Consider the following 25,165-nt stretch of genomic DNA (forward strand, 5'->3'; position numbering starts at 1 on the left):
GGGGCTACTCCGCGGCCTGAGGTTCGGGTTCTGCCAATCGCTTGCTGCTTTGCTTCACGACGGGCGGCAGCACTTCGTCGTCTTTTTGTGCCGCATGGCTGGCTCTGCGGGCTTGCCACGAGCCATAGAGCCCGAGAATGCCCTTGGGCAGGAACAGCGTGACGAGGATGAACAGCGCACCGAGGGCAAACAGCCAAATCTCCGGAAACGCCGCGGTAAAGTAGGTCTTGCCGAAATTGACGAGGATCGCGCCGATGATGGGACCGATGATCGTGCCGCGCCCGCCGACCGCCACCCAGATGACCGCTTCGATGGAGTTGGCGGGTTCGAACTCGGACGGGTTGATAATGCCCACCTGCGGCACATAGAGCGCCCCGGCAATGCCCGCCATCATGGCAGAGACCGTCCAGACGAACAGCTTGTACCGGTCAACGCGATAGCCGAGGAAGCGCATGCGGCTTTCCGCGTCGCGCACGCCGACCAGCACCTTGCCGAGCTTCGAGCGAATGATGAAACTGGACACAAGGACGGCCAGCGCCAGAAACAGGGCGGTTGCTGCGAACAGCGCTGAACGGGTTGTTCCCGCCTGCACATTGAAGCCGAGAATATCCTTGAAATCCGTGAGGCCATTATTGCCGCCAAAGCCCATGTCGTTGCGGAAGAAAGCGAGCAGCAGCGCATAGGTCAGGGCCTGGGTGATGATGGAGAGGTAGACACCCGTCACACGCGAGCGGAAGGCCAGCCAGCCGAAGCCGAAGGCCAGCACACCCGGCACCAGCACGACCATCAGGGCCGCGAACCAGAAATTGTCGAAACCGTACCAGAACCACGGCAGTTCCTTCCAGTTGAGGAACACCATGAAATCCGGCAGGACCGGATCGGCATAGACACCGCGCGGGCCGATCTGGCGCATCAGATACATGCCCATGGCATAGCCGCCCAGGGCAAAAAACGCGCCATGGCCAAGCGAAAGAATGCCGCAAAAACCCCAGACCAGATCGAGCGCCACGGCGAGCAGTGCATAGGTCAGGTATTTGCCGAGCAGGGAAACCAGATAGGTCGGTACGTGAAAGGGCGACGTGTCCGGTACCAGCAGATTGAGGACGGGCACGAGACAGGCAACCGCCACCAGAATGATGATCGCAATCAGGCTGCGCCGGTCGCCATGTCTGAAAAACCATTGGGTGATCATGCCTCGATGGCCCTTCCCTTGAGTGCGAAGAGACCGCGCGGACGCTTCTGAATGAACAGGATGATGAGGACCAGCACGAGAATCTTGCCAAGGACGGCCCCGGCAAAGGGCTCGAGGAACTTGTTGGCAATGCCGAGCGACATGGCACCGACCAGCGTTCCCCAGAGATTGCCGACGCCGCCGAAGACCACGACCATGAAACTGTCGATGATATAGCCTTGGCCCAGATTGGGACTGACATTGTCGATCTGGCTGAGCGCAACGCCGGCAATGCCGGCAATACCGGAACCAAGACCGAAGGTGAGCGCGTCGACCCATGGCGTGCGGATGCCCATGGAGGATGCCATACGCCGGTTCTGCGTGACCGCCCGCATGCGCAGGCCGAGCATGGTTTTCTTCAGCACCAGCTGCAGCACGGCAAAGACCGACAGGGCGAACACGATGATCCAGAGGCGTGACCATGTCAGCGTCAGCATGCCGACATCGAAGGAGCCCGACATCCATGACGGGCTGCTGACCTGAACATTCGAGGCACCGAACCACGACCGCGTCGCCTGCTGCAGCACCAGCGATATGCCCCAGGTGGCGAGCAGGGTCTCCAGCGGCCTGCCATAGAGAAAGCGGATGATCCCGCGCTCAATGACGACGCCGATGGCGCCGGAGACGAGAAAGGCCGCAGGCAAGGCAAACAGAAGTGAATATTCGAACAGCCCCGGCATGGATGTACGGATGATCTGCTGCACCACAAAGGTCGTGTAGGCGCCGATCATCACCATTTCGCCGTGGGCCATGTTGATGACACCCATGACACCGAATGTGATCGCAAGGCCGATAGCCGCGAGCAGCAGGACCGAGCCAAGCGACAGGCCGTAAATGACATTCTGGATACCGTTCCAGATTTCGAGTTCTGCGTTGATGCTGGATATGGCGGCACTGGCGGCTTCACCGACCGACCCCGGAACACCGGCGAGCGGCGTCAACAGACCGAGCGCCTCGCGCCCGTTCCCGGATTTGATTGCGGCGATGGCTGCGATCTTCACATCGTCTGCCGCGCTGGAATTGAGAACGGCAGCAGCCTTGGCACGCTGCATCAGCACCTTGATCCCCGCATCCTTCTCCGCCGACAGGGCCTGGTCCAGCAACGGGATGGATTCAGGGTCGCGGTTCTTCAGGATTGCTTCGGCAGCGGACCGGCGCTCCGCCGCGTCGGTGCTCATCAGTGTCAGGCCGCCGATGGCGGCGGCGATATCGCGGCGCAGCCGGTTGTTGACCTTGATCTTATCGGCCGTGTTGCGCGGAACGGGAGGCAGTTTTGCACCGCTCAGCGGATCGGTTGCGGCATAATCCGCGCCATCGCGCGTACCGATAAACACCGCTTTGTCAGCCTTCGAAACATAAAGATCGCCGGCACTCAATGCGTTGAGAATGGCAGCGGCGCGCGGCGTACCGCTTTTGGCAAGTTCTGAAACGGCCTTGCTCGTCTCGTCGAAATTATCACCGGCCAGCGCCTGCACCAGCGATTTGAGTTTGGCGTCGTCCATGGCTTGCGCACCGGCGGCCGCAGGAAACAGGCAAAGCCCGAGTATCGCGATGATGGACAGGAAGCGGCTCAATGACATTCAACAATCCTGCATTTGAAATTCCTGGGAGGAGCTCCATCCCCGCCACGAGACGGGGATGGAGTTGGCTTCGGCGTTGTCGCCCCCGACCCGAAGCCGGAGCCTGATTTTAGCGCTTAGTTCGTCTTGGTCGCGCCGCCGCACTTGCCGGTGACAACGTTGAAATTGCCGCACGACATCGGCTTGCGCCAATCGGAGATCAGGTCCTTCGAGCCTGGCAGATAGTCGGACCATTCATCGCCGACGACGAGGCCCGGCGTCCGGTAGACGATGTCGAACTGGCCATCGGCCTGCACTTCGCCGATGAGGACCGGCTTGGTGATGTGATGGTTGGGCATCATTGCCGCGTAACCGCCGGACAGGTTCGGGACGGAGACGCCGACGATCGAATCGATGACGGCATCCGACTTGGTGGTGCCGGCGGCTTCGACGGCCTTCACCCACATGTTGAAACCGATGAACGTTGCTTCCATCGGATCATTGGTCACGCGCTTGTCGTTCTTGATATAGGCGTGCCATTTCTTGATGAAGTCGGCATTGGCGTCGGAATCGACGGATTCGAAGTAGTTCCAGGCGGCGAGATGGCCGACCAGCGGCTTGGTGTCGAGACCGGCCAGCTCTTCCTCGCCCACCGAGAAGGCGACAACGGGAATGTCTTCGGCCTTGATGCCCTGGTTGGCGAGTTCCTTGTAGAACGGCACATTGGCATCGCCGTTGATGGTGGAAACAACGGCAGTCTTCTTGCCGGCCGAGCCGAATTTCTTGATGTCGGACACGATCGTCTGCCAGTCGGAATGACCGAACGGCGTGTAGTTGATCATGATGTCCTCATCCTTCACGCCCTTGGCATTGAGATAGGCCTTCAGGATCTTGTTGGTGGTCTGCGGATAGACATAGTCCGTACCGGCGAGAACCCAGCGCTCCACACCTTCCTGTTTGGCGAGATAATCCACGGCGGGAATGGCCTGCTGGTTCGGCGCAGCACCCGTGTAGAAGACGTTGCGCGAGCTTTCCTCGCCTTCATACTGAACCGGGTAGAACAGCAGGGAATTCAGTTCCTCGAAAACCGGAAGCACGGATTTGCGCGAGGACGATGTCCAGCAGCCGAAAACCGCCGCAACCTTGTCCTGTTCGATCAACTGACGGGCTTTTTCTGCAAACAGCGGCCAATCCGACGCCGGATCGACAACGACGGCTTCAAGCTTCTTGCCGAGAACCCCGCCCTTCTTGTTCTGCTCGTCGATGAGGAAGAGCATCGTATCCTTGAGCGTGGTTTCGGAAATCGCCATCGTACCGGACAACGAATGCAGAATACCGACCTTGATTGTGTCCTCGGCTGCCTTTGCCGGTGCAAGGGTCAGTGTCGCTCCCACGGCGGCGGCCGCCAAGGTTCCAATAAATCTGGCTGTTAGACTGAACATTCAGGTAAACCCCTCTTTATGGTTGTTTGTACCGAGGGAATACTATGCAACGACCGTGCCAACTGCGGATTGCAGCGTCATGCTCGTGTGAAATCTTTGGATTAGCCCAAGATTACAACGGTCAAGCGCCACAGGCCTTGAATATCATGAAGACCGCAGCGGCGGAAACAACGGTGCGGCCAGCACCGTTTCGGCAATCAAATGCCTATATTATTATCAATTAGTCGCATATGCCTATTTATGGAGCAATGCTCGCAATTTGCGGCTCCGATCAATTGGCTTTGATGTGGCATTGGTCAGCGTTTGATGTATGGTGCTGCCACCAATCACATTCTCAAGGAAAGAAAATGGATATCCGTCAGATTGACGAAGGCTTTGCCGTGACCGGGCAGATTTCACCCGACGATGTACGCGATATTGCAGCGGCAGGCTACCAGACCCTGATCTGCAACCGCCCCGATGGTGAATCGCCGGATCAGCCGGAATTCGCCGAAATCGCCAAGGTCGCCGAAAAGGCAGGCATCCCGATCTACTACGTCCCCGTGGTTTCAGGCCAGCTGACCCAGGACGACGTGGATGCAATGGCCGCCGCACTCGAAGAAGCGGAAGGCCCGGTGCTGGCCTATTGCCGCTCCGGTGCCCGTTCGACCAATATTTACGGCATCGTTCAGCAGCAGAAAGGCTGACCATGCAAGGACGGCTGCGGACCCCGCAGCCGTCTTACCGTTGACCTCCCCAAGCCTATAGACAACAGAGCTGACGTTCCCATGAGCCGTATTGCCGATCTGAACAGTGACGATTTCGCCGCCCTGCGCCAAAATACTTTGAAAGAATACGAGGCCTTCCGTGCCCGTGGACTGAAAATCGACATGACCCGCGGCAAACCGAGCCCCGAGCAATTGGCGCTCGCCAACGGCATGCTGACCCTGCCCGGCAATGGCGATCACTTCAGCGAAGCCGGTGAAGATGCCCGCAATTACGGCAATCTGCAGGGACTGGCGGAAGTGCGCACGCTGTTCGCGCCGACGCTCGGCACCTCGCCGGATCGGATCGTTGTCGGTGACAATTCCAGTCTGGCGCTGATGCACGACTGCCTGCTCTGGGCCTGGGTCAAGGGCGTTCCCGGCGGCACTGAACCCTGGCAGAAGACGGAAGCCCCGGCTTTCATCTGCCCGGTGCCCGGCTATGACCGGCATTTCTCCATTCTGGAGGAATACGGCATCCGCATGCTGCCCGTACCGCTCAAGGGCGATGGGCCTGACATGGACATGGTCGAGAGACTCGCTGCCGATCCGAGCGTCAAGGGCATGTGGTGCGTGCCGAAATACTCGAACCCGTCGGGCGAAACCTATTCCGACGCGGTGATCGAACGTCTTGCCACGATGAAAACCGGTGCTCCTGATTTCCGCCTGTTCTGGGACAATGCCTATGCGGTGCATCATCTCACGGAAACCGAGCATCAGATCCCGGATATTCTCGACCTGTGCGAAAATGCCGGACATCCCGACCGCGCCTTTGTCTTCGCCTCCACGTCCAAGGTAACGCTGGCGGGTGCCGGCCTTGCCTTCTTCGCCTCGTCAGCAGCCAATGTGCGCTGGTACCTTGCCAGCGCCAGCAAGCGGACAATCGGACCGGACAAGCTGAACCAGCTGCGGCATGTGCGATTCCTCAAGAATGAGGACGGCATACGCAAGCATATGGCGGCGCATCGCGCCCTGATCGCGCCGAAATTCGACATGGTCAACGAAGCCCTGGAAAAGCGCCTCGCCGGCACGGGCGTCGCCGAATGGTCGAAGCCGCAGGGCGGCTATTTCATCTGCGTCGATGCAATGGAAGGCACGGCCAAGCATGTGGTCGAACTGGCCAAGCAGGCAGGCGTGACCTTGACACCGGCAGGATCGACCTCACCGCACGGCAAGGACCCGCATGACCGCACATTGCGGCTGGCGCCGACATTCCCTTCCCTGCAGGAAGTGGAACTGGCCTCGCAGGGTATCGCGCTGTGCATTCTGCTGGCGGCACTGGAAAAGCTGCATTCGGCCCGGAATGGCTGATGTCTAAAGCGGGATGACCAGACCGTCGCGGCCGACGGTCAAACGGCCATCCCACTTGCCATCCAGAGCTTTTACCCAGTCGGCTTCGCCGAATTGCGGATCGTCGGCCGGAATGAGGTGATGCAGCACAAGATGTTTCACCTCAGCGGCCACCGCGATCCGCGCGGCATCTTCAACCAGCGTATGGCTGGCGAGAAGATGTTCTTTGAGGCGTGCGCCGTTGCCCGTCCGCGCGACGAGACGGTCCACGCCTTCCGGCAGCATCGCTTCATGCACGAGGATATCGCTCCCCCGGGCAAAACCGGCCAGTGGCGGGAAATAGGCCGTATCCGCCGAAAAGACGATGGATTTGCCTGATGCTTCGATCTTCAGCGCAAAACAATCGATAACCGGCGGGTGATCGACGCGCAAAGCGGTGATCGTCAGGCTCGCGTCCTGATAGACCAAACCATCGGCGAAGACCTGCAGATCGACAAGATCGCGCAGATCGGGCCGCCCCTCGTCCTCGATGCGCAGATCAATGTCGTAGCGCATGGATTGCAGGAAGCCTGACCAGTAGTCTTCAATTCCGGCCGGGCCGTAGACCGTGACTTTGTGCGCCAGCCCCGACGTCCATGCCGTATGCATGAGCGGGCCGAGTTCGAGCACATGGTCGGAATGCAGATGCGTGATCAGGATCATATCCAGATCCTTGAGTGACAGATCCGCATTGACCAAGGCCCGGGTGACGCCAAGACCGCAGTCGATAACAATCCGTCGTCCGGATATTTCCAGCAGCGACGATGTCGGCGACGGGCCGCCCGGACGGATTGCCGGGCCACCCTTGGTTCCAAGCAGGACGAGCCTGTCGGCCATTCCTAGAAGAATGCCTGAATGCCGGTCTGGGCGCGCCCGAGAATGAGCGCGTGCACATCATGCGTGCCTTCATAGGTGTTGACCGTTTCAAGGTTCTGCGCATGGCGCATCACGTGATAGCCGATCTGGATGCCGTTGCCGCCATGCATGTCACGGGCAACGCGGGCAATATCCAGCGCCTTGCCGCAATTGTTGCGCTTGACCAGACTGATCATCTCCGGTGCCATCCGGTCTTCATCCATGAGGCGCCCGACCCGCAGGCTCGCCTGCAGGCCCAGCGCGATTTCCGTCTGCATGTCAGCAAATTTCTTCTGGAACAGCTGGGTGGCCGCCAGCGGCTTGCCGAACTGCTTGCGGTCGAGACCATATTGCACCGTGCGCTGCCAGCAATCTTCCGCGGCCCCCATCACACCCCAGGAAATGCCGTAACGGGCACGGTTGAGGCAGCCGAACGGCCCCTTGAGGCCTGAAACATTGGGAAGAAGGTGTTCTTCGCCGACGACAACGCCGTCCATGACGACTTCGCCGGTGATCGACGCGCGCAATGACAATTTGCCGCCGATCTTCGGAGCGGAAAGCCCCTTCATGCCCTTCTCGAGCACGAAGCCGCGAATCTGGCCGTCATGTGCATCGGACTTGGCCCAGATCACGAAGACATCCGCGATGGGTGAATTGGAAATCCACATTTTCGAGCCGGAAATCCGGTAGCCATCGGCAACCTTTTCGGCGCGTGTCTTCATACCGGCGGGATCGGAACCGGCATCGGGCTCCGTCAGGCCAAAGCAGCCGATCCACTCGCCCGAAGCCAGCTTCGGCAGATATTTCTTGCGCTGTTCTTCCGAGCCATAGGCGTAGATGGGATACATGACCAGCGAGGACTGCACGCTCATCATCGAGCGATAGCCGCTGTCGACACGCTCGACTTCACGTGCAACCAGACCATAGGCGACATAGGACGCACCGGCGGTGCCGTATTCTTCCGGCAACGTGACGCCCAGAAGCCCGGCCTCGCCCATCATGCGGAAAAGCGCCGGATCGGTCTTTTCCTCAAGATAGGCTTCCTCGATACGCGGTGCCAGCTCTCCCTGCGCGAAGGCGCGCGCACTGTCCCGGATCATCCGTTCGTCTTCGGTCAACTGATCTTCCAGCAGAAACGGATCCGTCCAGACAAAGGAAGCTTTGGAATGCGCCATGTAATTTCCTCCATAATGCTTTTCCCAGACCTAGCACCAAAATCGCGTCGATGGCCAGATAGTTTTGGCTTAAAATATATTCCGGTGCGCTTTGGCAGCGAACAATTTCCGTCGCCGGACGAATCCCCTATATGTATGGCATGGCCATCAAACAGCTTACCGAAACCATCATCAACCAGATCGCTGCGGGTGAAGTCATCGAACGCCCCGCAAGCGTGGTGAAGGAGCTTGTCGAAAACGCCATCGATGCCGGGGCAACCCGCATCGAAGTGGTGACGGCGGGCGGCGGCAAGAACCTTATCCGCATCACCGACAATGGTTCGGGCATCCCATCGGATGAACTGACGCTGGCCGTTTCGCGCCATTGCACATCGAAACTGACGGATGACGTGCATGATATCCGGGCGCTGGGTTTTCGCGGCGAGGCCCTGCCCTCCATCGGCTCGGTCTCGCGGCTGTCGGTCAAATCCCGCACGCCACAGGCCGATTCCGGTTTTGAGATCAGCGTGCATGGCGGCCATATGGACGGACCGCGCCCGGCGGCGATGAACAACGGCACGATTGCCGAGGTGCGCGATCTGTTCTTTGCTACACCCGCGCGCCTGAAATTCATGAAGACCGACCGGGCTGAGGCCTCTGCCATCAGCGATATCGTCAAGCGGGTTGCCATTGCCTTCCCGCATATCCGCTTTTCCCTGGCGGGCAGCGACCGCACGCCGCTCGAGCTTGCGGCGACGGGCATTGGCTCCGCCGGCATGCTGGAACGGATTTCGCAGGTGCTGGGCAGGGAATTCCCGGAGAACGCGCTTGCCATCGACGCCGAGCGTGACGGCGTGCGTCTGACCGGGTTTGCCGGGATACCGGCCTTCAACCGCGGCAACAGCCTGCATCAGTTTGCCTATGTCAACGGCCGGCCGGTGCGCGACAAGCAGATATGGGGCGCCATCCGCGGCGCCTATGCGGATGTGATCTCGCGCGACAGGCACCCGGTCGCGGTGCTGTTCCTCAACCTCGATCCGGCGCTGGTCGACGTCAATGTGCATCCGGCCAAGGCCGATGTGCGCTTCCGCGATCCGGGCCTGGTGCGCGGGCTGATCGTCGGTGCGATCCGCCAGGCGCTCGGCCAGTCCGGCATTCGCGCTGCCACCAGCGGGGCGGAAGCCATGCTGCAGTCCTTCCGGCTCGGCGGAGCGGAGCCTTTGCGCCCGGCCCAACCGGCACAGCACTGGCAGGGTTCGCCGTCGGTCAACCAGAACTATACAACCCAGCAGTCTGCCTTTCGTCCCATCACGCCGGACCCGGCACCATCCCATGCGGGCAACGGATTTGCGGAACCGCTACGCGGCTTCCTGGCTGAAGCGGACGTGCTGGCCACCGATACGCGGGCAAGCACTGCAGAGGTGCCGCAAGCCCTGCTGGCCGCGCCGCTCGGCGCTGCACGCGCGCAGATACATGCGAACTACATCGTCTCGCAGACGGAAGACAGTCTCATCATCGTCGATCAGCACGCCGCGCATGAGCGGCTTGTCTACGAGGCATTGAAGACGGCGCTGCATTCAAGCCCCCTGCCCGCGCAGATGCTGCTCATTCCCGAGATCGTCGATCTGCCGGAAGAGGACGTGGAGCGGCTGGTGGCCCATGCGGAAACCCTGTTGCGCTTCGGTCTAGGCGTGGAGGCCTTCGGTCCCGGTGCGGTCGCCGTGCGGGAAACCCCGTCCATGCTGGGCGAGATCGACGTGCAGCAGCTCATCCGCGACCTCGCAGACGAGATTGCCGAACACGATACATCCGACGGTTTGAAGGCCATTCTCGACCATGTTGCCGCCACGATGGCCTGCCATGGCTCCGTGCGTTCCGGCCGGCGGCTGAAGCCGGACGAGATGAACGCACTGTTGCGCCAGATGGAAGACACGCCCGGCTCAGGCACGTGCAATCACGGCCGGCCCACCTACATCGAACTGAAGCTCACGGATATCGAGCGGCTTTTCGGCAGGCGCTGACGTCTTGACCCGCGGGGCATCTGCCGCCTAAATGAACTGACGAAAAGAATTGGAAACCACCGGACAATGAACAGGTTTGAAGGCCCCGGCTCACGCGAAGCCAAGATACGCTACCTCGACGGCGACTTTCAGGTCCTATCGCCGGGCTCCTACGTGCTCTGCGCCGTGACGTCGGAAAAGATCGCGCTGGATGAACTGCGGTACTGGAGCGTTGCCCGCCAGGAGGCCTATGCAGATGCAACGATTTCGCTTGAGCGCGAGCTTGAAATGAACCCATCGCTGCGCCAGCGCAGCAAGGCCTGACCGGTGATCAATCGCCGGTCCACGCTTTTGGCCCTTGCCGCGACCGCGCTTCTGGCCGGCGGCTGCACCACGATGGGTGCCAAACGCGAACCGGTCTATAGCGGACCGACCAAGACGATCAAGGGCTATCTGCGCGGCTCGCCGCTGGCACGGCTTTCACCAAGCTCCGTCGTTTACATCACCGCCTATGATGCGACCAACGGCAACTCCAAACCCATGCCGGTGATCGGCGAGACAAGCTTCACGCTGGGCCGCAGCGGCTATTTCCCCATTGCCTACGAGATTGAAATCCCGGCGGCGAAATCGGCGCCGAAGGTAGCCCTGTCAGTGCAGATCGGCACGCCAGGGCGAATCCTCTTTGCAAATGACCGGCAATACAGCCAGACAACCGGCCGCTCCATGGATATATCCATGGGTGAAACGCCGCCACGCATACGCAACTTCCGCCGCGGCCTATAGGCGCCGGATCGTCCGCAGGCGCGCCCTTTCCCGGGTTTCACTGATGACGCGCGATACCGTCCGCGGGTGCGCAAAAACCAGCTCCACATCCAGAACCTGCGTTCTCGCGGCGAATGCCCTGGCGGTTTCGCTGCCATCGAGCAGGCGGACATGATCCTTCGCCGTGGTGATCAGGGTCAAACCGTCCGCATCGGCACTTTTGAGGAGATCGGCGATTTCCTCATCCGTATAGGGATGGTGATCCGGAAAGGGACGTGCCTCTGTGATCGTTCCACCGGCTTCTTCCAGCGTGCGGAAGAACTTCGCGGGATCGCCGATGCCGGCAAAGGCGAGCAGCGGTTTGCCCGCAACCGCAAGCGCCGCCTTGGGCCGGAGCATGGCTTCATACACCGGCTTGGCAGCACGTGCGGCGTTCCTGACAAGCTGGTCCGCACCATTGGCCGAACCGATCTTGAGCAGGGCATCGGTGCGCACCAGCTGATCCGTCAGTGGTGCGCGCAGCGGGCCGCCGGGAATGACGTGGCCGTTGCCGATACCCCGCCCCGCATCGACGACCATGAGCGCATAGTCGAAATGCAGGCGGGCACTCTGGAACCCGTCATCCATGATGATGAAATCGCATCCCGCCGCCTGCAGCGCAGTGGCCCCGGCAAACCTGTCGGCGCAGACAACCACCGGCGCATGGCGGGCAAGCAGCATGGGTTCATCGCCGACATGCCGGGCGCTGTCGTGATCGGGATCGACCCGGTGCAGTCCGGAGAAAGCGCCGCCATAACCGCGCGAGACAATGCCGGGTTTGAGACCAGCGGCAACAGCGGCCTGCGCAAAGGCAATGGACGTCGGGGTCTTGCCGGCGCCGCCGACGGTGAAATTACCGATGCACAAAACGGGAATGGGAACGGCAGGCGGCTTGGCGCGGCGGATGCGCCGTCCGGCAACCATACCGTAAATCTTTGACAGGGGGCTGAGGGCCCGCGCGCGCCAATCCGGCTTTTCCCACCAGAAAGGAGGCGCTTCGCTGGTCATTTCCAGCCACCTTCACGCGCGCTCAACCGCGCCTTCAGCACCAGGGGCTGGATGAAGGGCTCGAGCGCCGTCATGGTCAGATCAAGCGAACCGCGCATGTCCTCGACCGTCTTCGTTCCCGCATCAATCATCACCTGGCGTTCAGCGGGATTGTTGAAGAGGTAGTTGACGGCCCCAGCCAGCATGTCCTTGTCGCGGATGAGCTTGGCCGCACCATTCTTGATCAGGCGCTGGTAGGAATCGCGGAAATTCTGCACGTTGCGGCCCGAAAGGATTGCCGTCTTCAACATGGCGGGCTCCAGCGGATTCTGGCCGCCCTGCGCCATGAGCGACCGCCCGACAAAGGCGATTTCCGTCAGCCGCAGATACAGGCCCATCTCCCCGATCGTATCGCCGAGATAGATGTCGGTATCCGGCGCGATGACATCGCCGCGGCTGCGCAATGCCACCTTCATGCCGAGCTTTTCGATTTCTTCGGCAATTGCCGGGGCGCGGTCGGGGTGACGCGGCACGATGATCGTCAGGAGATCGCGATGCCTGACCTTCAGCATGTGATGAACCTGCGCGACGACATCTTCCTCACCCTGATGGGTGGAAATCGCTGCCCAGGTCTTGCGCTTGCCGATCTGCCTCTGCAGAGCCTCGAGTTCCGACTCCACGACCGGCGGGATTGCGGTGTCGACTTTGAGATTGCCCGATACCGTGACCGGACGGGCTCCTAGCGCGCGGAACCGTTCGCCGTCAATGTCGGACTGGGCAACCACATGAGCGAGATTTTCAAACAGCGCTTCGGCGATGGACGGCCGTTTCTGCCAGGCAGCAAAGGATTTGTCGGACAGGCGGCCATTGACCAGAACCTGCGGCACCCGCCGCAGCCCCAGTTCAAGAATGGTCATCGGCCAGATCTCGGATTCGCAGATCACGGCGAGATCGGGCTGCCAGTGGCTGAGGAACCGGTCGACCGCCGGCTTCAGGTCGAGCGGCACATATTGATGGATGACCCGGTCACCCAGACGTTCCTGCACCATCTTGGCCGATGTCACGGTCCCGGTGGTGAGAACGACATTGATTCCCATGTCGACGATGGTTTCAACCAGCGGCGTGACGGCAGAGGTTTCGCCGACGCTCGCCGCATGGACCCAAACCAGCGGTCCCGCCGGCCGTGCAACGCTGGCCACGCCATAACGTTCACCCTGACGTCCGCGTTCTTCCTTGCCCTTGCTGGCGCGGAAGGCGACATAGGCGCCAACAGCCGGAAAGACCATGGCACCCACCCAGCGATAGGTGCTCAGGACAATGCGCGCCCACCGTTCGCTCATGCCCGGCCATCCACAAGCGCCTGCACCCGTACCGTATTGGCGTTCAGGCTGGCGGTCAATTCGACACGCTTGGCTTCAAGCATTGCATCATCGGCATCCTCGGGGACAAAGATCGGGTCGCCGACAATCAACCCTGACCTGCCGAATGGCAAGGGAATGGTTGTCTTATCCCAGCTCTTCTCGAGAATTTTCCTGCGCGACGTCGTATAGCAGATGGGAATGATCGGGCGGCCCGACAGTTTGGCAAGGAGAATAACCCCCTGACCGGAATCGCGGGGGGTCCCATGGGGAATATCAGCAATCATTGCCGCCGTCTTACCGTCCTTCAATGCCTTTTTCAGGGCGAGCAAGGCCCTTACCCCGCCCTTTTCGATGCTTTTCGTCGGCTCCCGCCCGCCGGAACCGCGGATGATCTCGACACCGAACCGTTCGGCCACGCGCGCGTTGAGTTCCGCATCCTTGCTCTTGGAGAACATGGCGGCGAAGCGCACGCCGCGCGGCATCAGAAAGGGCGCCATCAGATGCTGGCCATGCCAGGCCACGGCAATGAATGGCTCACCGCCCCGCTTCATATCCTCCAGATCGGACGAGCCGGGCAGACGCGGGTTGGTGGCATTCACCAGCCGGAAGAACTGCGTGATCAGCCAAACCACGAGGAAGCGGACGAAACGCGACTTCGCCAGCGGGCCCCGGATGGAACGCCAAAACCGTTTCAGCACCCCGTTCTTCTTGCGGGGCGCCTTGGCGGTTGCTGTGCTGTTATCAATCATGCCGTTGTCAATGCGTGACCGGAGAACCGGTCAGCTTGCCTTGCCCGTGTCGGGATCGAGCAATTTGTGCATGTGCACGATGAAATAGCGCATATGTGCGTTGTCGACGGTCTGCTGTGCCTTGGACTTCCAGGCGCGCTGTGCCGTTTCGAAATTCGGGTAGATGCCGACGATATCCAGCTTTTCCAGATCGCGGAATTCAACACCGCCGAGCTTCTTCAGCTCGCCGCCAAAAACCAGGTGAAGCAACTGCTTCGGTTCTGCTGTATTTTCGCTCATGGTCGCCCATCCGTTCAGTGATCAATCGTTGAATTTTCAGTCTGTTTAACCGAAGGCGGTTTCGGCGACAACGTCCAACATGTTGTCCATCAATAAACCGCTGGCAGCGACAAGCGCGCCATGGCGATAATCGCCTGTCTCGTTGTTGCGCAAACCATAGGTCAGCGGTTTGCCGTTCGCCGTCAGGACATGGCCGCCCGCCTCTGCAAGGATCAGGTCCGCCGCCGCCAGATCCCAGTCATGGGAATTCGGCCGGACGAAGGTCCCGGCAATGTCACCCCGGGCAACCATGGCAATGCGATAGGCCAGCGAAGCGATGTAGGGCGCGGCAATCATGGATTGCTGGAAATGGTCCGGCAGCTTCTTCAGGAATGGCCCGGGCCCCGCGACCTTGAACGGAACGCCGCTGGTGCTGACATGAATGGCTGTGCCGTTCTGTTGAGCCCCCTGCCCTGGAAGCGCAGTAATCGTCTCGCCGCGTGCCGGACATTCCAGCACACCGGCCACCGGGCGGCCATCCTCGATAACCGCCACGCTGACGCACCAGACATCCGACCCTTCAATGAAGGCGCGCGTACCGTCGATGGGATCGACGACGAAAAAGCGCCGGCGCGCTGTCGCCGCGCGGTCATCGAGGGTTTCCTCGGAAATCCAGCCATAATCAGGCCGGGCCGTCAGAAGCATGTCCTTGAGATACTTGTCCGCCGCAAGATCTGCCTCGCTCACCGGCGAATTGCCGGTCTTCATCCAGACCTGCGGGTCCTGGCGGAAATAGGACAGGGCGATACGCCCGGCGCCTTCCGCCGCTTCCCGGATCAGGGCTAGATCATCGCGATTTTTTTCACTTGCCGGCAAGAGTCATGCCTTCGATCAGGAGTGTCGGACTGGCGACGCCAAAGTTACGGTCAATATCGTTCGCCGCGACCATGTTCAGGAACATATCCTTCAGGTTGGAGGCAAGCGTGACTTCACTGACGGGATAGGCCAGTTCGCCATTTTCAATCCAGTAACCGGACGCGCCACGGCTGTACTGCCCGGTGATCATATCGACGCCCTGGCCAAAAAGCTCCGTGACATAGAAGCCATTGCCGACAGCGCGGATCAGGGCCTCCGGCGTTTCATCCCCCGGCTCGATGGCAAAATTGGTGGACGACGGAACAACGGTCGACCCTGAACGCACACCGCGGCCATTGGTGCTCAGCCCCAATTCCGCAGCCGTTGATGTGGACAGGAACCAGTGCTTCAAAACACCGTTCTCGACCATGGTCAGTGCTTCGCCTTCAATTCCTTCGCCGTCGAAGGGCCGCGAGGACGAGCCGCGGATGCGCAGCGGATCATCCGTGACATTGATGCTGTCCGCGAGAATCTTCTGGCCCATGCGGTCTTTCAGAAAACTGGTCTTGCGCGCAACGGATGCGCCATTGATGGCGCTGGAAAGATGGGACGCGATGCCGCGTGCCACGCGCGGGTCGTAAACCACATTGACCACGCCGGTCTTGGCCTGCCGGGCACCAAGGCGTTTGACCGCGCGCGCGGCGGCCGAACGGCCGATGGCTGCGGGGTCCTCGAGCGCATCGAAATGCTGGCGCGAGGAAAAATCGTAGTCGCGTTCCATCCCGGTACCCGTACCGGCGATGGCGCTGACCGAACGGGAAAAGCGCGACCCCATGTAATGGCCAACGAACCCGCCCGATGTCACCAGAACCATGCCGCCGAGCCCGGCGGAAGCCGACGCACCGCCGGAATTGGTAACGCCGTCAACTTCAAGGGCGGCAGCCTCCGCAGCCAATGCATCTTCGGTCAGCCGCGCTGCCGCAACGACCGTCGGATCATAGAGATCAAGATCACGGATGGTGCGCACCAGATTGGCTGGATCAGCCAGGCCTTCAAACGCATCGTCCGGCGAAACCCTGGCCATGGCGACGGCGCGCTCGGCCAGAATTTTCGGGTCGGAACCGGCGGTTGCCGATATGCTTGCCACTTTCCTGCCAACAAAGACGCGCAGGGAGAAATCGTCACTTTCCGACGATTCGGTCGCCTCGACCTTGCCAAGCCTGACGCTGACACCCGTGGACCGCGAACGCACGACAACCGCATCGGCGGCGTCGGCTCCGGCCCGGCGGGCGGCTTCGACAAGCGCAGCAGCATTGTCAACGAATTCGCGGGAATTGGCCGGCTCGATCATATTCATCCCTAGAGTTGATTGCATGATAGGATGCAAGGACATATCTGACCAATGATCAGACAATGCACTGCCTCCTATATGGTGCAAATTGGGGTCTATCAAGGCAAACACTGGTAACATTCGCAACAGACTGGGTCAGGCTCATGCTTTCACAAAGCGGCAATCTCTACTTTCAGGCTCTGGCTCTGTTGGCTGGGGCGATCATTGCCGCCCCGTTGTTCAAACGGCTCGGGCTTGGGACGGTGCTGGGTTATCTCGCGGCGGGCCTGCTGATCGGGCCGCTGGCGAATCTCATCACCGATGGCGAACAGGTCCTGCATTTTTCCGAACTGGGCGTGGTTTTCCTGCTGTTCGTGATCGGCCTTGAATTGAAACCCACGCGCCTGTGGAACATGCGCCATGCGATTTTCGGCCTCGGTGCGGCGCAGGTCATTGTTTCCGGTGCGGCATTGACCGGGCTCATCCTCGCCTTCCATCTCGTCAACTGGCAGGCGGCTCTGGTCATCGGCTTTGGCCTTGCCCTGTCGTCCACGGCGTTCGCCATGCAGATCCTGGAAGAGCGCGGCGAGACCAATATGCCGCACGGGCAGACATCCTTCGCCATCCTGCTGTTCCAGGATCTGGCGATCGTTCCCTTGCTGGCCATGATTCCCGTGCTTGCACCCGGTTCCGCCCAGCATCAGGCGGATCCGCTTGGTAAATTCCTCATCGCCATCGTCTGCATCGGCGCCATCGTTGCGGTGGGCCGCTATCTCCTCAATCCGCTGTTCCGGTTCATTGCCAATACCGGCGCGCGCGAGGTGATGATTGCCGCCGCCCTGTTCGTCGTGCTCGGCGCCGCACTCCTGATGCAGTTTGCCGGGCTGTCCATGGCCATGGGCGCGTTCATCGCCGGCGTCCTGCTGGCCGAATCGTCCTACCGGCACGAGCTGGAGGCGGACATCGAACCGTTCCGCGGTATTTTCCTCGGCCTGTTCTTCATGGCCGTCGGGCTGTCGATTGACCTCAAGGTCATCCTTGCCGACTGGGAGGCGATTCTTCTTGCGGTGCCCGTGTTCATGGCGGTGAAGGCGCTTGTCGTCTACATCCTCGCGCGGCTCTTCCGATGCAATCACAATGATGCGACCCGCATCGCGTTCTTCCTGCCGCAGGGCGGTGAGTTCGGCTTCGTCCTGTTCACCACGGCGGCGGCGGCCGGATTGCTCAGCACCTCGACGGCATCGGAGATGATCGCGGTGGTCACGCTGTCCATGGCCGTGATGCCGCTGTCGGTCGCCCTTGGCAACCGCTTCCTTGTCGACGCCCATGCGGAAGAACAGATCGACGAGGATTTCGACGGTGCTGCCGGTGCCGACGTGCTGATGATCGGCTTTTCCCGCTACGGGCAGATCGCAGCGCAGATCCTTTTGGCGGGCGGCACCAGCGTCACGCTGATCGATGCCTCGGCCGACCGCATCCGCGCCGCCTCGAAATTCGGCTTCCGCATCTATTTCGGCGATGGCACGCGCAAGGAAGTGCTGGAGGCAGCCGGTATCCGCCAGGCGAAAATCGTTGCCATCTGCACGCACAAGAAGGAGACCACCGACCGGATCGTCGAGCTCATCCAGTCGGAATATCCCGATATCAAGCTGTTCGTGCGGTCCTATGACCGGGGCCACACGCTGAAACTGCGCGCCCGCGGCGTGCAGTACGAATTGCGCGAGACCTTTGAATCAGGCTTGCTGTTCGGCCGCCGCACGCTTGAAGAGCTCGGAACCAGCGAAGATGTGGCCTACGAGATCATGGAAGACATCCGCCGCCGTGACGAGGATCGGCTGCACATCCAGGCGGCCGAAGGCCTGATGGCGGGCAATGACCTGTTGCTGACACGCCCGGTCACGCCGGAGCCGCTGATCAAGCCGACCCGCGAATCCAAGCGCATCGACACGGAAGAGATGCTTCCCGATCCCGAGCCGGCGGAGTGAGGTCGGTAAGACTACGGATTCAGATGAAACCCTGATCCTGATAAAAAGCGACGAACGTACACTCAGTCAGGTTCATTTATCATGGTGACATTCGCAATTGCAGCCGCCGACAAACCAAAACCCGCCCTGCATCGCGGGTTTTGGACAGGAAAGCGCAACCGTTTTGCCATGGCACTCCTGTGGTATGGCATGGCGGCGTTCGGAATAGGTTTCTGGTGGGCCGTCTATCTCGAGGTCCTGTCGTTCCTGTGAATGGACGCGGCCAACGGAACAGGCCACCTCTTGATTATAAGCCGCTATTCCTGTTCGGCATGTTCCGTATAGGCAATGGCGGCATCAACAGCGCGCTTTAATTCATCTTTGATACCGATCGACTCGTTCAGCACCTGTTCGACCCGTAGAAAATCCAGCACGCCAAACCGGGCAACGCTGGGCCGCAGGAAAATTGCCGGCGGATCGGTCCGCAACCGCGTGGCGATGATCGACTGCATCATCAACTGGCTTGCGCCGAACATCGCGTCAATCGACGACGGAAACTTGCGGCCGTCGCCTTCCGGGCCGCCGACCACATCGATACCGATGACGAACTGGGCCTTGTCCTTGAGATGATCGAAGGGCACCGGATTGTAGATGCCACCATCGATCAGCACACGGTCGTCACGGCGCACCGGACGGAACAGCGCCGGGATGGCCGCGGAAGCGGCTATGGCGTTGAAGAGATCGCCCTGATGGATGGGAATTTCCCGTTGACCGTAAAAATCCGTTGCGGTGACGCTGAGCGGAATGGGCAGTTCCTCGAACGTATCGGGTATCTGTTCCGGCAGGAATGTCTTGAGCAGCTTTTCAATATTGAACTGGCTGAAGCGGATGCCGCCGCCGAACATTTCGCCAAAGGTCGCCGGGCGCAGGCGCCAGAGCCGCGCGGCGATTTCGGCGCGCCGCGACAATGTTGCCACCGCATAGTCGCGTATGTCCCGGCCGGACATGCCCGCTGCCATGCCGGCACCCATGATGGCGCCGATGGAAGAACCGGAAATGGCGACCGGCCTGATGCCGAGTTCGTCCAGCGCCTCGATGACATTGATGTGCGCCAGTCCCCTCGCCCCGCCGCCGCCAAAAGCAACCGCAAAGCTTGGCGAACTGCTGACGACGCCGGTTCCCGCAGAACCGGAAACACTTTCGAGATCGCGTGCGCTCATGACATATCCCCGGCTGATCAGGATTGGGGCGGCCCGACGATCAGAATGGCCGGATCGGTTTCAAGCAGTTTCCGCGCCGCTGCCTTCACCTGATCCAATGTCACAGCATTGATCAGATCCGCGCGCTTGTCGATATAATCGCGGCCCAGATGCTCATCCTGCAGGCCGATCAGCGTGCTGGCGACGGCCGATGACGAATCCAGATTGTTGATGGCATAGGAGCCGACGAGATATTTCTTGGCCTCGACCAGTTCCTGCTCGGTCGGACCGTCCTTGGCCATGCGGGCAACCTCATCCTTGAGGATCTGCAGGGTTTCCCCGGATCGGTCGGAGCGGGTTGCCGTGGATATGGTCAGGGCGGCCATGTGATCCCTGCTGATGAGGGCGGAACCGGCGGAATAGGCAAGACCGCGCTTCTCGCGCACTTCGCTGTAAATTCTCGAGGAGAAGGTACCGCCGCCCAGAATGTGATTCATGATGTAGGCCGGGAAGAAATCCGCATCCTGGCGCCGCACGCCCGGATAAACCATGGAAATGGATGTCTGCGGCAGGGGATAATCGACGCGGGTTGTCTTGCCCAAGGCCAGCTTGGCATCGCCAATCGGATCAAGCAGGGCTTTGTCCGGCAGATCGCCAAACACCTTGTCGAGCAGCGGTCCCAGCTGTTCCGGACTGATTGCACCGACAACGCCGACAATAAGATGGTCACGGGCAAAGACCCGCTTGTGATAAGCGGCGAGATCATCGCGGGTGATCGATGCCAGGCTGGCTTCGGTGCCCTGCGACTGGCGGCCATAGGGATGATCGCCATACAGCGCTTCGGCGAACTTGCGGCCGGCGATGGTGTTAGGATCGCGCTCGGCGGCCTTGATGTTGGCAACCACCTGCTGGCGGATCCGGTCAATCGGCGCCTGATCGAAGCGCGGCTTATTGACGGCGAGCGCCAAGAGATCGACCGCTTCATCGCGCTTGTCGGCAAGCATGCGCATGGCGCCGGAAATACGGTCATCCTCGGCACTGAAAGCCATTTCAGCGCCGACATCGTCGAGCTTCTCCTGAAATGCATCGGAATCGAGATCGCCGGCACCCTCATCGAAAAGCCCGGTCATCAGATTGGCGAGGCCCTCCTTGCCCTTGGGGTTCTGCGCCGAACCGCCCTCAAAGGAAAACCGCAGGGCAATCAGCGGAACGAAATCATCCTGCACCAGCCAGGCGCGAATCCCCTTGGGAGAAACGACTTCCTTGATTTCCACCGCATAGACCGGTGCCACGGCGAGGATGACCAGCAGCAAGGCGGCGGCCATCCGCTTGAAAGCGGGTGTCAACATGCGGATCATTGGATGACTCCCTCGGTCTGTGGTTGCATCGGCGCGGTCTCACCCGTCGACGGTATCTTCTCGTCAGGCTTGCCGTTCTCCGGCATCAGGTAACTGGTCACCGAGCGCGAATCGACGAGATAGCGCTTGGCCACGTCCTGAATATCCTGAACCTTCACCGCCTGGATGCGATCCGGCCATTCCTGAATATCCTTGATCGTCTGACCGGTCGACAGCGTCGAGCCATAGATGCGGGCCATGCCCGCCTGGCTGTCACGGGCAAAGATAACGCTCTTCAGAAAGCGGTTGCGGGCTTTCTCCAGTTCATCTGATGTAATGCCGTCCTTGATGATGCGGGCAATCTGCGCATCCACGCCGGCTTCCACCTGCTGCAGGGAGGCCGAACCGCGCGGTGCGCCATAGACGGCAAACGTGCCGTCATCAAGCGCGCCGCCCTGGTAATAGACGCCGGCGCTGGCGGCCAATCCATCCTGCACGACCAGTGCCTGATAGACGCGGCTGCGCGTGGACCCGCCGAGGATTTCGCTCAGGAGATCAAGCGCCTCGGCTTCACCGGGCTTGGCATTGTTATAGGATGGCACCAGCCATATTTTCTGGAAGCTTGGCTGCGACACGCGCGGGTCGGCAAGGGATACGGTGCGCTTGGTGTTCTGTTCCGGTTCCTGTGGCCGCATGCGTTTGCCGGGTTCCGAACGGCGCGGCACCTTGCCATAAGTCTTTTCCGCCAGCGCCTTTACCGCCGCTGCATCGACATCGCCCGAGACAACCAGCGTCGCATTGTTTGGCGTGTAGAATTTTTCGTAGAAGGCGAGCGCATCCTTGAGGTTGAGCTGCTGCATCTCGTGCAACCAGCCGATCACCGGGAAGCGGTAGGGATGGTTCTGATAGAGCGTCGCGTTGACCTCTTCCGACAGCAGGGCGGCGGGATTGGTATCGGTGCGCGACCGGCGCTCTTCGAGCACCACGTCGCGCTCGGTCTTCACCACATCCTCGTTCAGGATGAGGTTTTCCATGCGGTCCGCCTCATAGGTCATGACCATTTCAAGCGCCTGCGGCGACACCTGCTGGAAGAAGGCGGTGTAATCATAGGAGGTGAACGCATTCTCGCGGCCGCCGATTTCAGCCACCTTGCGGGAGAATTCACCGGCCGGATAGGTCTTGGTGGCCTTGAACATCAGATGTTCGAAGAAATGCGCAATGCCCGACTTGCCCGGATCTTCGTCGGCTGATCCGACATGATACCAGAGCATATGGGTGACGACGGGCGCGCGATGGTCGGGTATCACCACCACTTCCAGACCATTGTCCAAACGGAAGGACGAGACACCGGCACTATCGGCCTTTTGGACCTCCGCGGTGAGCTGTGCCATCGTCTGGGCATGTGCGGGAAGAATGAAACCGGCGGTGGATACTGTTCCGGCCAAAACCAATGCCGCAATGGTACGGCTCACTATTTGCGACATCAATCTTCCTTCGCAATTCTGTTCAAAGCCGGAAGTTTTCCGGTCCGGTCGTTTGCTTAGCCGTTCAACGTGACAAATCGTATGATTGTTCCGCCGTAGTGGCGTTCTTCGGCCACCGAGAATCGCGAATCCAGGTTGATCACGGCCTCGGCTTCTTCTTCAAGCACGAGAAGTGTGTCGGGATTGAGCCAGCCGCCTTCAAGAGCGGATTTGAAGGCGAGTTCGCCCAGGCCCTTGCCATAGGGCGGGTCGGCAAAAACGAGATCGAACGGCTCGATCGTGCCGGCATCGCCGAGTTTGGCGGCATCGCGGCGGAAAATCTTGGTGTTTCCCAGCAAACCGAAAGCTTCGACATTGGTGCGGATCAGGCCGCGCCCTTCCGTCGACTCCTCGATGAAAACGCCATAGCGCGCGCCCCGCGATATGGCTTCAAGCCCCAGGGCGCCTGTTCCGGCGAAAAGATCCAGCACGCGGGTCGCTTCAAACTTTTCCGGATAATTGTGCACCAGAATGTTGAACAGGCTTTCCCGCGTCCGGTCCGTGGTCGGCCGGATGGCATTGGTATTCGGCGTCGCCAATGCCCGCCCGCGAAATTTGCCGCCGACAATCCGCATGAAGTCCACGCCTATGGCTTGGGCTTGCGTGGCGGACGGCCTGCGCCGCCGCCGGAACCGCCGCGCGGACCTTTGGGAGCACCTGATGGCGCACCACGCGGTGCCGCGCCTTTCGGCCCGCCATAGGGCCGGTCACCGGAGCGGCCATCCTGCCGGGTTGGGCGGCCGCTGGTGCCGTATGGACGTTCGGCGCGATTGGGGCGCTCGGACTGGAAGGACGGCTTGTCGCCAGCTGCTTCCCGCTCCTTCAGTTCGGCGCGTTCGCGCTTGCCCACCCGTGGCGGGCGCGGTGGACGCGGGCCATCGCGTGAACCTTCCGGCCGATCCGATCCGAAGGAACGCTTCGGGCGCTCGGCTCTGTCATCGTCGCCGCGGGGCGGGCGCGGGGAATAGCTGCGCGGCTTGTCGCCGCCCGCATAGGCACCGGCAGGACGCTCACGCTGCGGCCGGTCCCCCGCAGGGCGCGCGGAACCTTCCTCGAAACGGCGCGGCCGGTCCGTGCGCGGTGCATCGGAATGGCGGCGCTCGCCGCGCGGTTCTCCGGTCTTTGCCTTGGGTTTGCCAACCGGGCGTGCACCCGGCGCCATCCAGACATTGGCCGAACGGGCACGTGGAGGCGCGGCCTCTTCAGCCTTTGCGCCGCGCGCACCCTTGGGGCCTGCGGCATCGCGCGGCTTGCGGTCGTCCGCACGCGGTGCACGGGCCGGACGTTCGTCGCGGCCGCCGCGTGCGTCGCGCGAGGCTCCAGGCCGTTCGCTGCGATCGGTCGTCAGGCGCGACAGGCCTTCTTCGCGCCTTTCGTCCTTGGACTTGCGCGGGCCACGGCTTTTCGCCACCGGTGCACTCGATATCCATTCGGAGGAACGGCGCGCCGGACGATCGGCGGCAGCTGGCTGCTGTACCGCCTCGCCCTTCACCGCATCGTTGGAAAAGACATTGATGATCGGCGCATCGAAATCGGCACCGGATTCTTCGATCAGGCGCTCGCCAAGCTGGTCACGCAGGGTGCGGCCGTTCATTTCCCGCACCGAACCCTCCGGCAGATCGCCAAGCTGGAACGGGCCATAGGAAATGCGGATCAGGCGATTGACGGACAGGCCAAGCGCACCGAGCACATTCTTGACTTCGCGGTTCTTGCCCTCGCGCAAGCCCATCATGATCCAGACATTGGAGCCCTGCTCGCGTTCGAGCGTGGCTTCGATCGCGCCGTAGAACACGCCTTCGACGGCAATGCCGTCCTTCAGCGTATCGAGCTTTTCCTGGGTCACGCTGCCATGGGCACGCACGCGGTAGCGGCGCAGCCAGCCGGTGGACGGCAGTTCAAGCGCACGCGACAGGCCGCCATCATTGGTCAGCAGCAGAAGACCTTCGGTATTGATATCCAGGCGTCCGACGGAAAGGACACGCGGCATATCCTTCGGCAGGGATTCGAAAACCGTCTGGCGTCCTTCCGGATCGCGGTTGGTTGTCACCAGACCGGCCGGCTTGTGGTAGAGCCACAGGCGCGTGCGTTCTTTCTGCGGCAACGGCTTGCCGTCGACTTCGATGCGGTCTTCACGCTTGACATTGATCGCGGGGCTGGCAAGCACCTTGCCATTGACCGAGATACGGCCTGCAGCAATCATTGTCTCGGCTTCGCGGCGCGAGGCTATCCCTGCGCGGGCAAGGCGCTTGGCGATGCGCTCGCTGTCGTCGACCGGCGCTTCCTCATGCGATGATCTGCGCGGACCGCGCGTCGCGGGATCCCGCGCTCCGTCATCGAACTTGCGCGGAGCCGGACGGCCACCGCGGCCGCCATCGGCGCCCTTCTTGTCGAAGCTGCGCTTTTCAAAGGGACGTTTACCGCCCTTTCCGTCATCATTTGAACTGGTCATGGAATGTTTGCCTTTCAGCGGGGCTAACTACCAGCTATG

Annotated in this window: 23 protein-coding genes; 7 read left to right on the forward strand and 16 right to left on the reverse strand. The window is 61.0% G+C overall.

The genetic code is table 11. The annotated features are described in order from the left end of the window. Positions 1-4: 4 nt before the first annotated feature. The 3 genes from urtC to urtA form a co-directional block, all read right to left on the reverse strand. Positions 5-1,192: an urea ABC transporter permease subunit UrtC gene (gene urtC, locus RDL77_RS04530; protein WP_223611644.1), complete on the reverse strand. Its 1,188-nt coding sequence runs from the start codon at positions 1,190-1,192 to the stop codon at positions 5-7. Then, positions 1,189-2,811 carry an urea ABC transporter permease subunit UrtB gene (gene urtB / locus RDL77_RS04535; RefSeq protein ID WP_288191960.1) on the reverse strand — a complete coding sequence of 541 codons (1,623 nt, stop codon included), beginning with the start codon at positions 2,809-2,811 and terminating at the stop codon, positions 1,189-1,191. The genes urtC and urtB overlap by 4 nt, the downstream gene beginning before the upstream one ends. 116 nt (positions 2,812-2,927) lie before the next feature. Then, on the reverse strand, positions 2,928-4,232 hold the full coding sequence (gene urtA / locus RDL77_RS04540; protein ID WP_223611646.1) for an urea ABC transporter substrate-binding protein: 1,305 nt from the start codon (positions 4,230-4,232) through the stop codon (positions 2,928-2,930). Positions 4,233-4,579: 347 nt separating this feature from the next. Between urtA and RDL77_RS04545 the strand changes: the two genes are divergently transcribed. After that, on the forward strand, positions 4,580-4,918 hold the full coding sequence (locus RDL77_RS04545) for a TIGR01244 family sulfur transferase (RefSeq protein WP_223611647.1): 339 nt from the start codon (positions 4,580-4,582) through the stop codon (positions 4,916-4,918). 81 nt (positions 4,919-4,999) lie between these two features. Beyond that, positions 5,000-6,286 (forward strand): aminotransferase class I/II-fold pyridoxal phosphate-dependent enzyme, encoded by a 1,287-nt coding sequence (locus tag RDL77_RS04550; RefSeq protein WP_288191961.1) that lies wholly within the window; start codon positions 5,000-5,002, stop codon positions 6,284-6,286. A gap of 3 nt (positions 6,287-6,289) precedes the next feature. On the opposite strand, the gene RDL77_RS04555 is transcribed toward RDL77_RS04550, so the two are convergent. Together RDL77_RS04555 and RDL77_RS04560 are read right to left on the reverse strand one after the other, a co-directional pair. Then, complete coding sequence (locus tag RDL77_RS04555; protein ID WP_288191962.1) at positions 6,290-7,141, reverse strand: MBL fold metallo-hydrolase; 852 nt, start codon at positions 7,139-7,141, stop codon at positions 6,290-6,292. 2 nt (positions 7,142-7,143) lie between these two features. Then, the gene (locus RDL77_RS04560) at positions 7,144-8,334 is read right to left on the reverse strand and encodes an acyl-CoA dehydrogenase (RefSeq protein ID WP_223611650.1); all 1,191 of its coding nucleotides are present in this window, start codon (positions 8,332-8,334) and stop codon (positions 7,144-7,146) included. Between the two features lie 140 nt (positions 8,335-8,474). On the opposite strand from RDL77_RS04560, the gene mutL reads away from it, so the two are divergent. The 3 genes from mutL to RDL77_RS04575 all read left to right on the forward strand — a co-directional run bounded on the left by mutL (position 8,475) and on the right by RDL77_RS04575 (position 11,096). Then, positions 8,475-10,334 (forward strand): DNA mismatch repair endonuclease MutL, encoded by a 1,860-nt coding sequence (gene mutL / locus RDL77_RS04565; RefSeq protein WP_288191963.1) that lies wholly within the window; start codon positions 8,475-8,477, stop codon positions 10,332-10,334. A gap of 66 nt (positions 10,335-10,400) precedes the next feature. Continuing rightward, complete coding sequence (locus RDL77_RS04570; protein ID WP_223611652.1) at positions 10,401-10,637, forward strand: DUF2093 domain-containing protein; 237 nt, start codon at positions 10,401-10,403, stop codon at positions 10,635-10,637. A gap of 3 nt (positions 10,638-10,640) precedes the next feature. Then, the gene (locus RDL77_RS04575; protein ID WP_288191964.1) at positions 10,641-11,096 is read left to right on the forward strand and encodes a hypothetical protein; all 456 of its coding nucleotides are present in this window, start codon (positions 10,641-10,643) and stop codon (positions 11,094-11,096) included. On the opposite strand, the gene lpxK is transcribed toward RDL77_RS04575, so the two are convergent. Genes lpxK through RDL77_RS04605 form a run of 6 tightly spaced genes read right to left on the reverse strand, consistent with a single transcriptional unit; the run spans position 11,091 to position 16,675 of the window. Beyond that, the gene (gene lpxK, locus RDL77_RS04580) at positions 11,091-12,122 is read right to left on the reverse strand and encodes a tetraacyldisaccharide 4'-kinase (RefSeq protein WP_288191965.1); all 1,032 of its coding nucleotides are present in this window, start codon (positions 12,120-12,122) and stop codon (positions 11,091-11,093) included. The two genes, RDL77_RS04575 and lpxK, sit on opposite strands and share 6 nt — an antisense overlap. Then, the gene (waaA, locus tag RDL77_RS04585; RefSeq protein ID WP_223611655.1) at positions 12,119-13,441 is read right to left on the reverse strand and encodes a lipid IV(A) 3-deoxy-D-manno-octulosonic acid transferase; all 1,323 of its coding nucleotides are present in this window, start codon (positions 13,439-13,441) and stop codon (positions 12,119-12,121) included. Before waaA ends, lpxK begins: the two co-directional genes overlap by 4 nt. After that, positions 13,438-14,211 carry a lysophospholipid acyltransferase family protein gene (locus RDL77_RS04590; RefSeq protein ID WP_288191966.1) on the reverse strand — a complete coding sequence of 258 codons (774 nt, stop codon included), beginning with the start codon at positions 14,209-14,211 and terminating at the stop codon, positions 13,438-13,440. Before RDL77_RS04590 ends, waaA begins: the two co-directional genes overlap by 4 nt. A 30-nt stretch (positions 14,212-14,241) precedes the next feature. After that, entirely contained in the window at positions 14,242-14,490 is a 249-nt protein-coding gene (locus RDL77_RS04595; protein WP_105736221.1) for a DUF4170 domain-containing protein, read from the reverse strand. A gap of 45 nt (positions 14,491-14,535) precedes the next feature. Continuing rightward, a complete protein-coding gene (locus RDL77_RS04600) occupies positions 14,536-15,345 on the reverse strand; it encodes a 3'(2'),5'-bisphosphate nucleotidase CysQ (protein WP_288191968.1) in 810 nt (269 codons plus the stop codon). Next, on the reverse strand, positions 15,332-16,675 hold the full coding sequence (locus RDL77_RS04605; protein ID WP_288191969.1) for a TldD/PmbA family protein: 1,344 nt from the start codon (positions 16,673-16,675) through the stop codon (positions 15,332-15,334). Before RDL77_RS04605 ends, RDL77_RS04600 begins: the two co-directional genes overlap by 14 nt. Positions 16,676-16,818: 143 nt before the next feature. Between RDL77_RS04605 and RDL77_RS04610 the strand changes: the two genes are divergently transcribed. After that, complete coding sequence (locus tag RDL77_RS04610; protein ID WP_288191970.1) at positions 16,819-18,639, forward strand: monovalent cation:proton antiporter-2 (CPA2) family protein; 1,821 nt, start codon at positions 16,819-16,821, stop codon at positions 18,637-18,639. Positions 18,640-18,720: 81 nt separating this feature from the next. Then, entirely contained in the window at positions 18,721-18,891 is a 171-nt protein-coding gene (locus tag RDL77_RS04615) for a hypothetical protein (protein ID WP_288191971.1), read from the forward strand. A 44-nt stretch (positions 18,892-18,935) separates the two neighbouring features. Here RDL77_RS04615 and RDL77_RS04620 read toward each other — a convergent pair whose 3' ends face one another. The 5 genes from RDL77_RS04620 to RDL77_RS04640 are packed head-to-tail and all read right to left on the reverse strand — an operon-like array spanning position 18,936 to position 25,126. Beyond that, complete coding sequence (locus tag RDL77_RS04620) at positions 18,936-19,838, reverse strand: patatin-like phospholipase family protein (protein ID WP_223611661.1); 903 nt, start codon at positions 19,836-19,838, stop codon at positions 18,936-18,938. A 17-nt stretch (positions 19,839-19,855) separates the two neighbouring features. After that, the gene (locus RDL77_RS04625; RefSeq protein ID WP_288191972.1) at positions 19,856-21,175 is read right to left on the reverse strand and encodes a pitrilysin family protein; all 1,320 of its coding nucleotides are present in this window, start codon (positions 21,173-21,175) and stop codon (positions 19,856-19,858) included. Further along, positions 21,172-22,638 carry a M16 family metallopeptidase gene (locus RDL77_RS04630; RefSeq protein WP_374042662.1) on the reverse strand — a complete coding sequence of 489 codons (1,467 nt, stop codon included), beginning with the start codon at positions 22,636-22,638 and terminating at the stop codon, positions 21,172-21,174. The genes RDL77_RS04625 and RDL77_RS04630 overlap by 4 nt, the downstream gene beginning before the upstream one ends. A 56-nt stretch (positions 22,639-22,694) precedes the next feature. Next, complete coding sequence (rsmD, locus tag RDL77_RS04635) at positions 22,695-23,252, reverse strand: 16S rRNA (guanine(966)-N(2))-methyltransferase RsmD (protein WP_223611663.1); 558 nt, start codon at positions 23,250-23,252, stop codon at positions 22,695-22,697. An 11-nt stretch (positions 23,253-23,263) separates the two neighbouring features. Next, positions 23,264-25,126 carry a pseudouridine synthase gene (locus tag RDL77_RS04640; RefSeq protein ID WP_288191973.1) on the reverse strand — a complete coding sequence of 621 codons (1,863 nt, stop codon included), beginning with the start codon at positions 25,124-25,126 and terminating at the stop codon, positions 23,264-23,266. Positions 25,127-25,165: the final 39 nt, after the last annotated feature.

The organism is uncultured Phyllobacterium sp., assembly GCF_902479695.1.
GTDB classification, from domain to species: Bacteria; Pseudomonadota; Alphaproteobacteria; order Rhizobiales; family Rhizobiaceae; genus Phyllobacterium; species Phyllobacterium calauticae.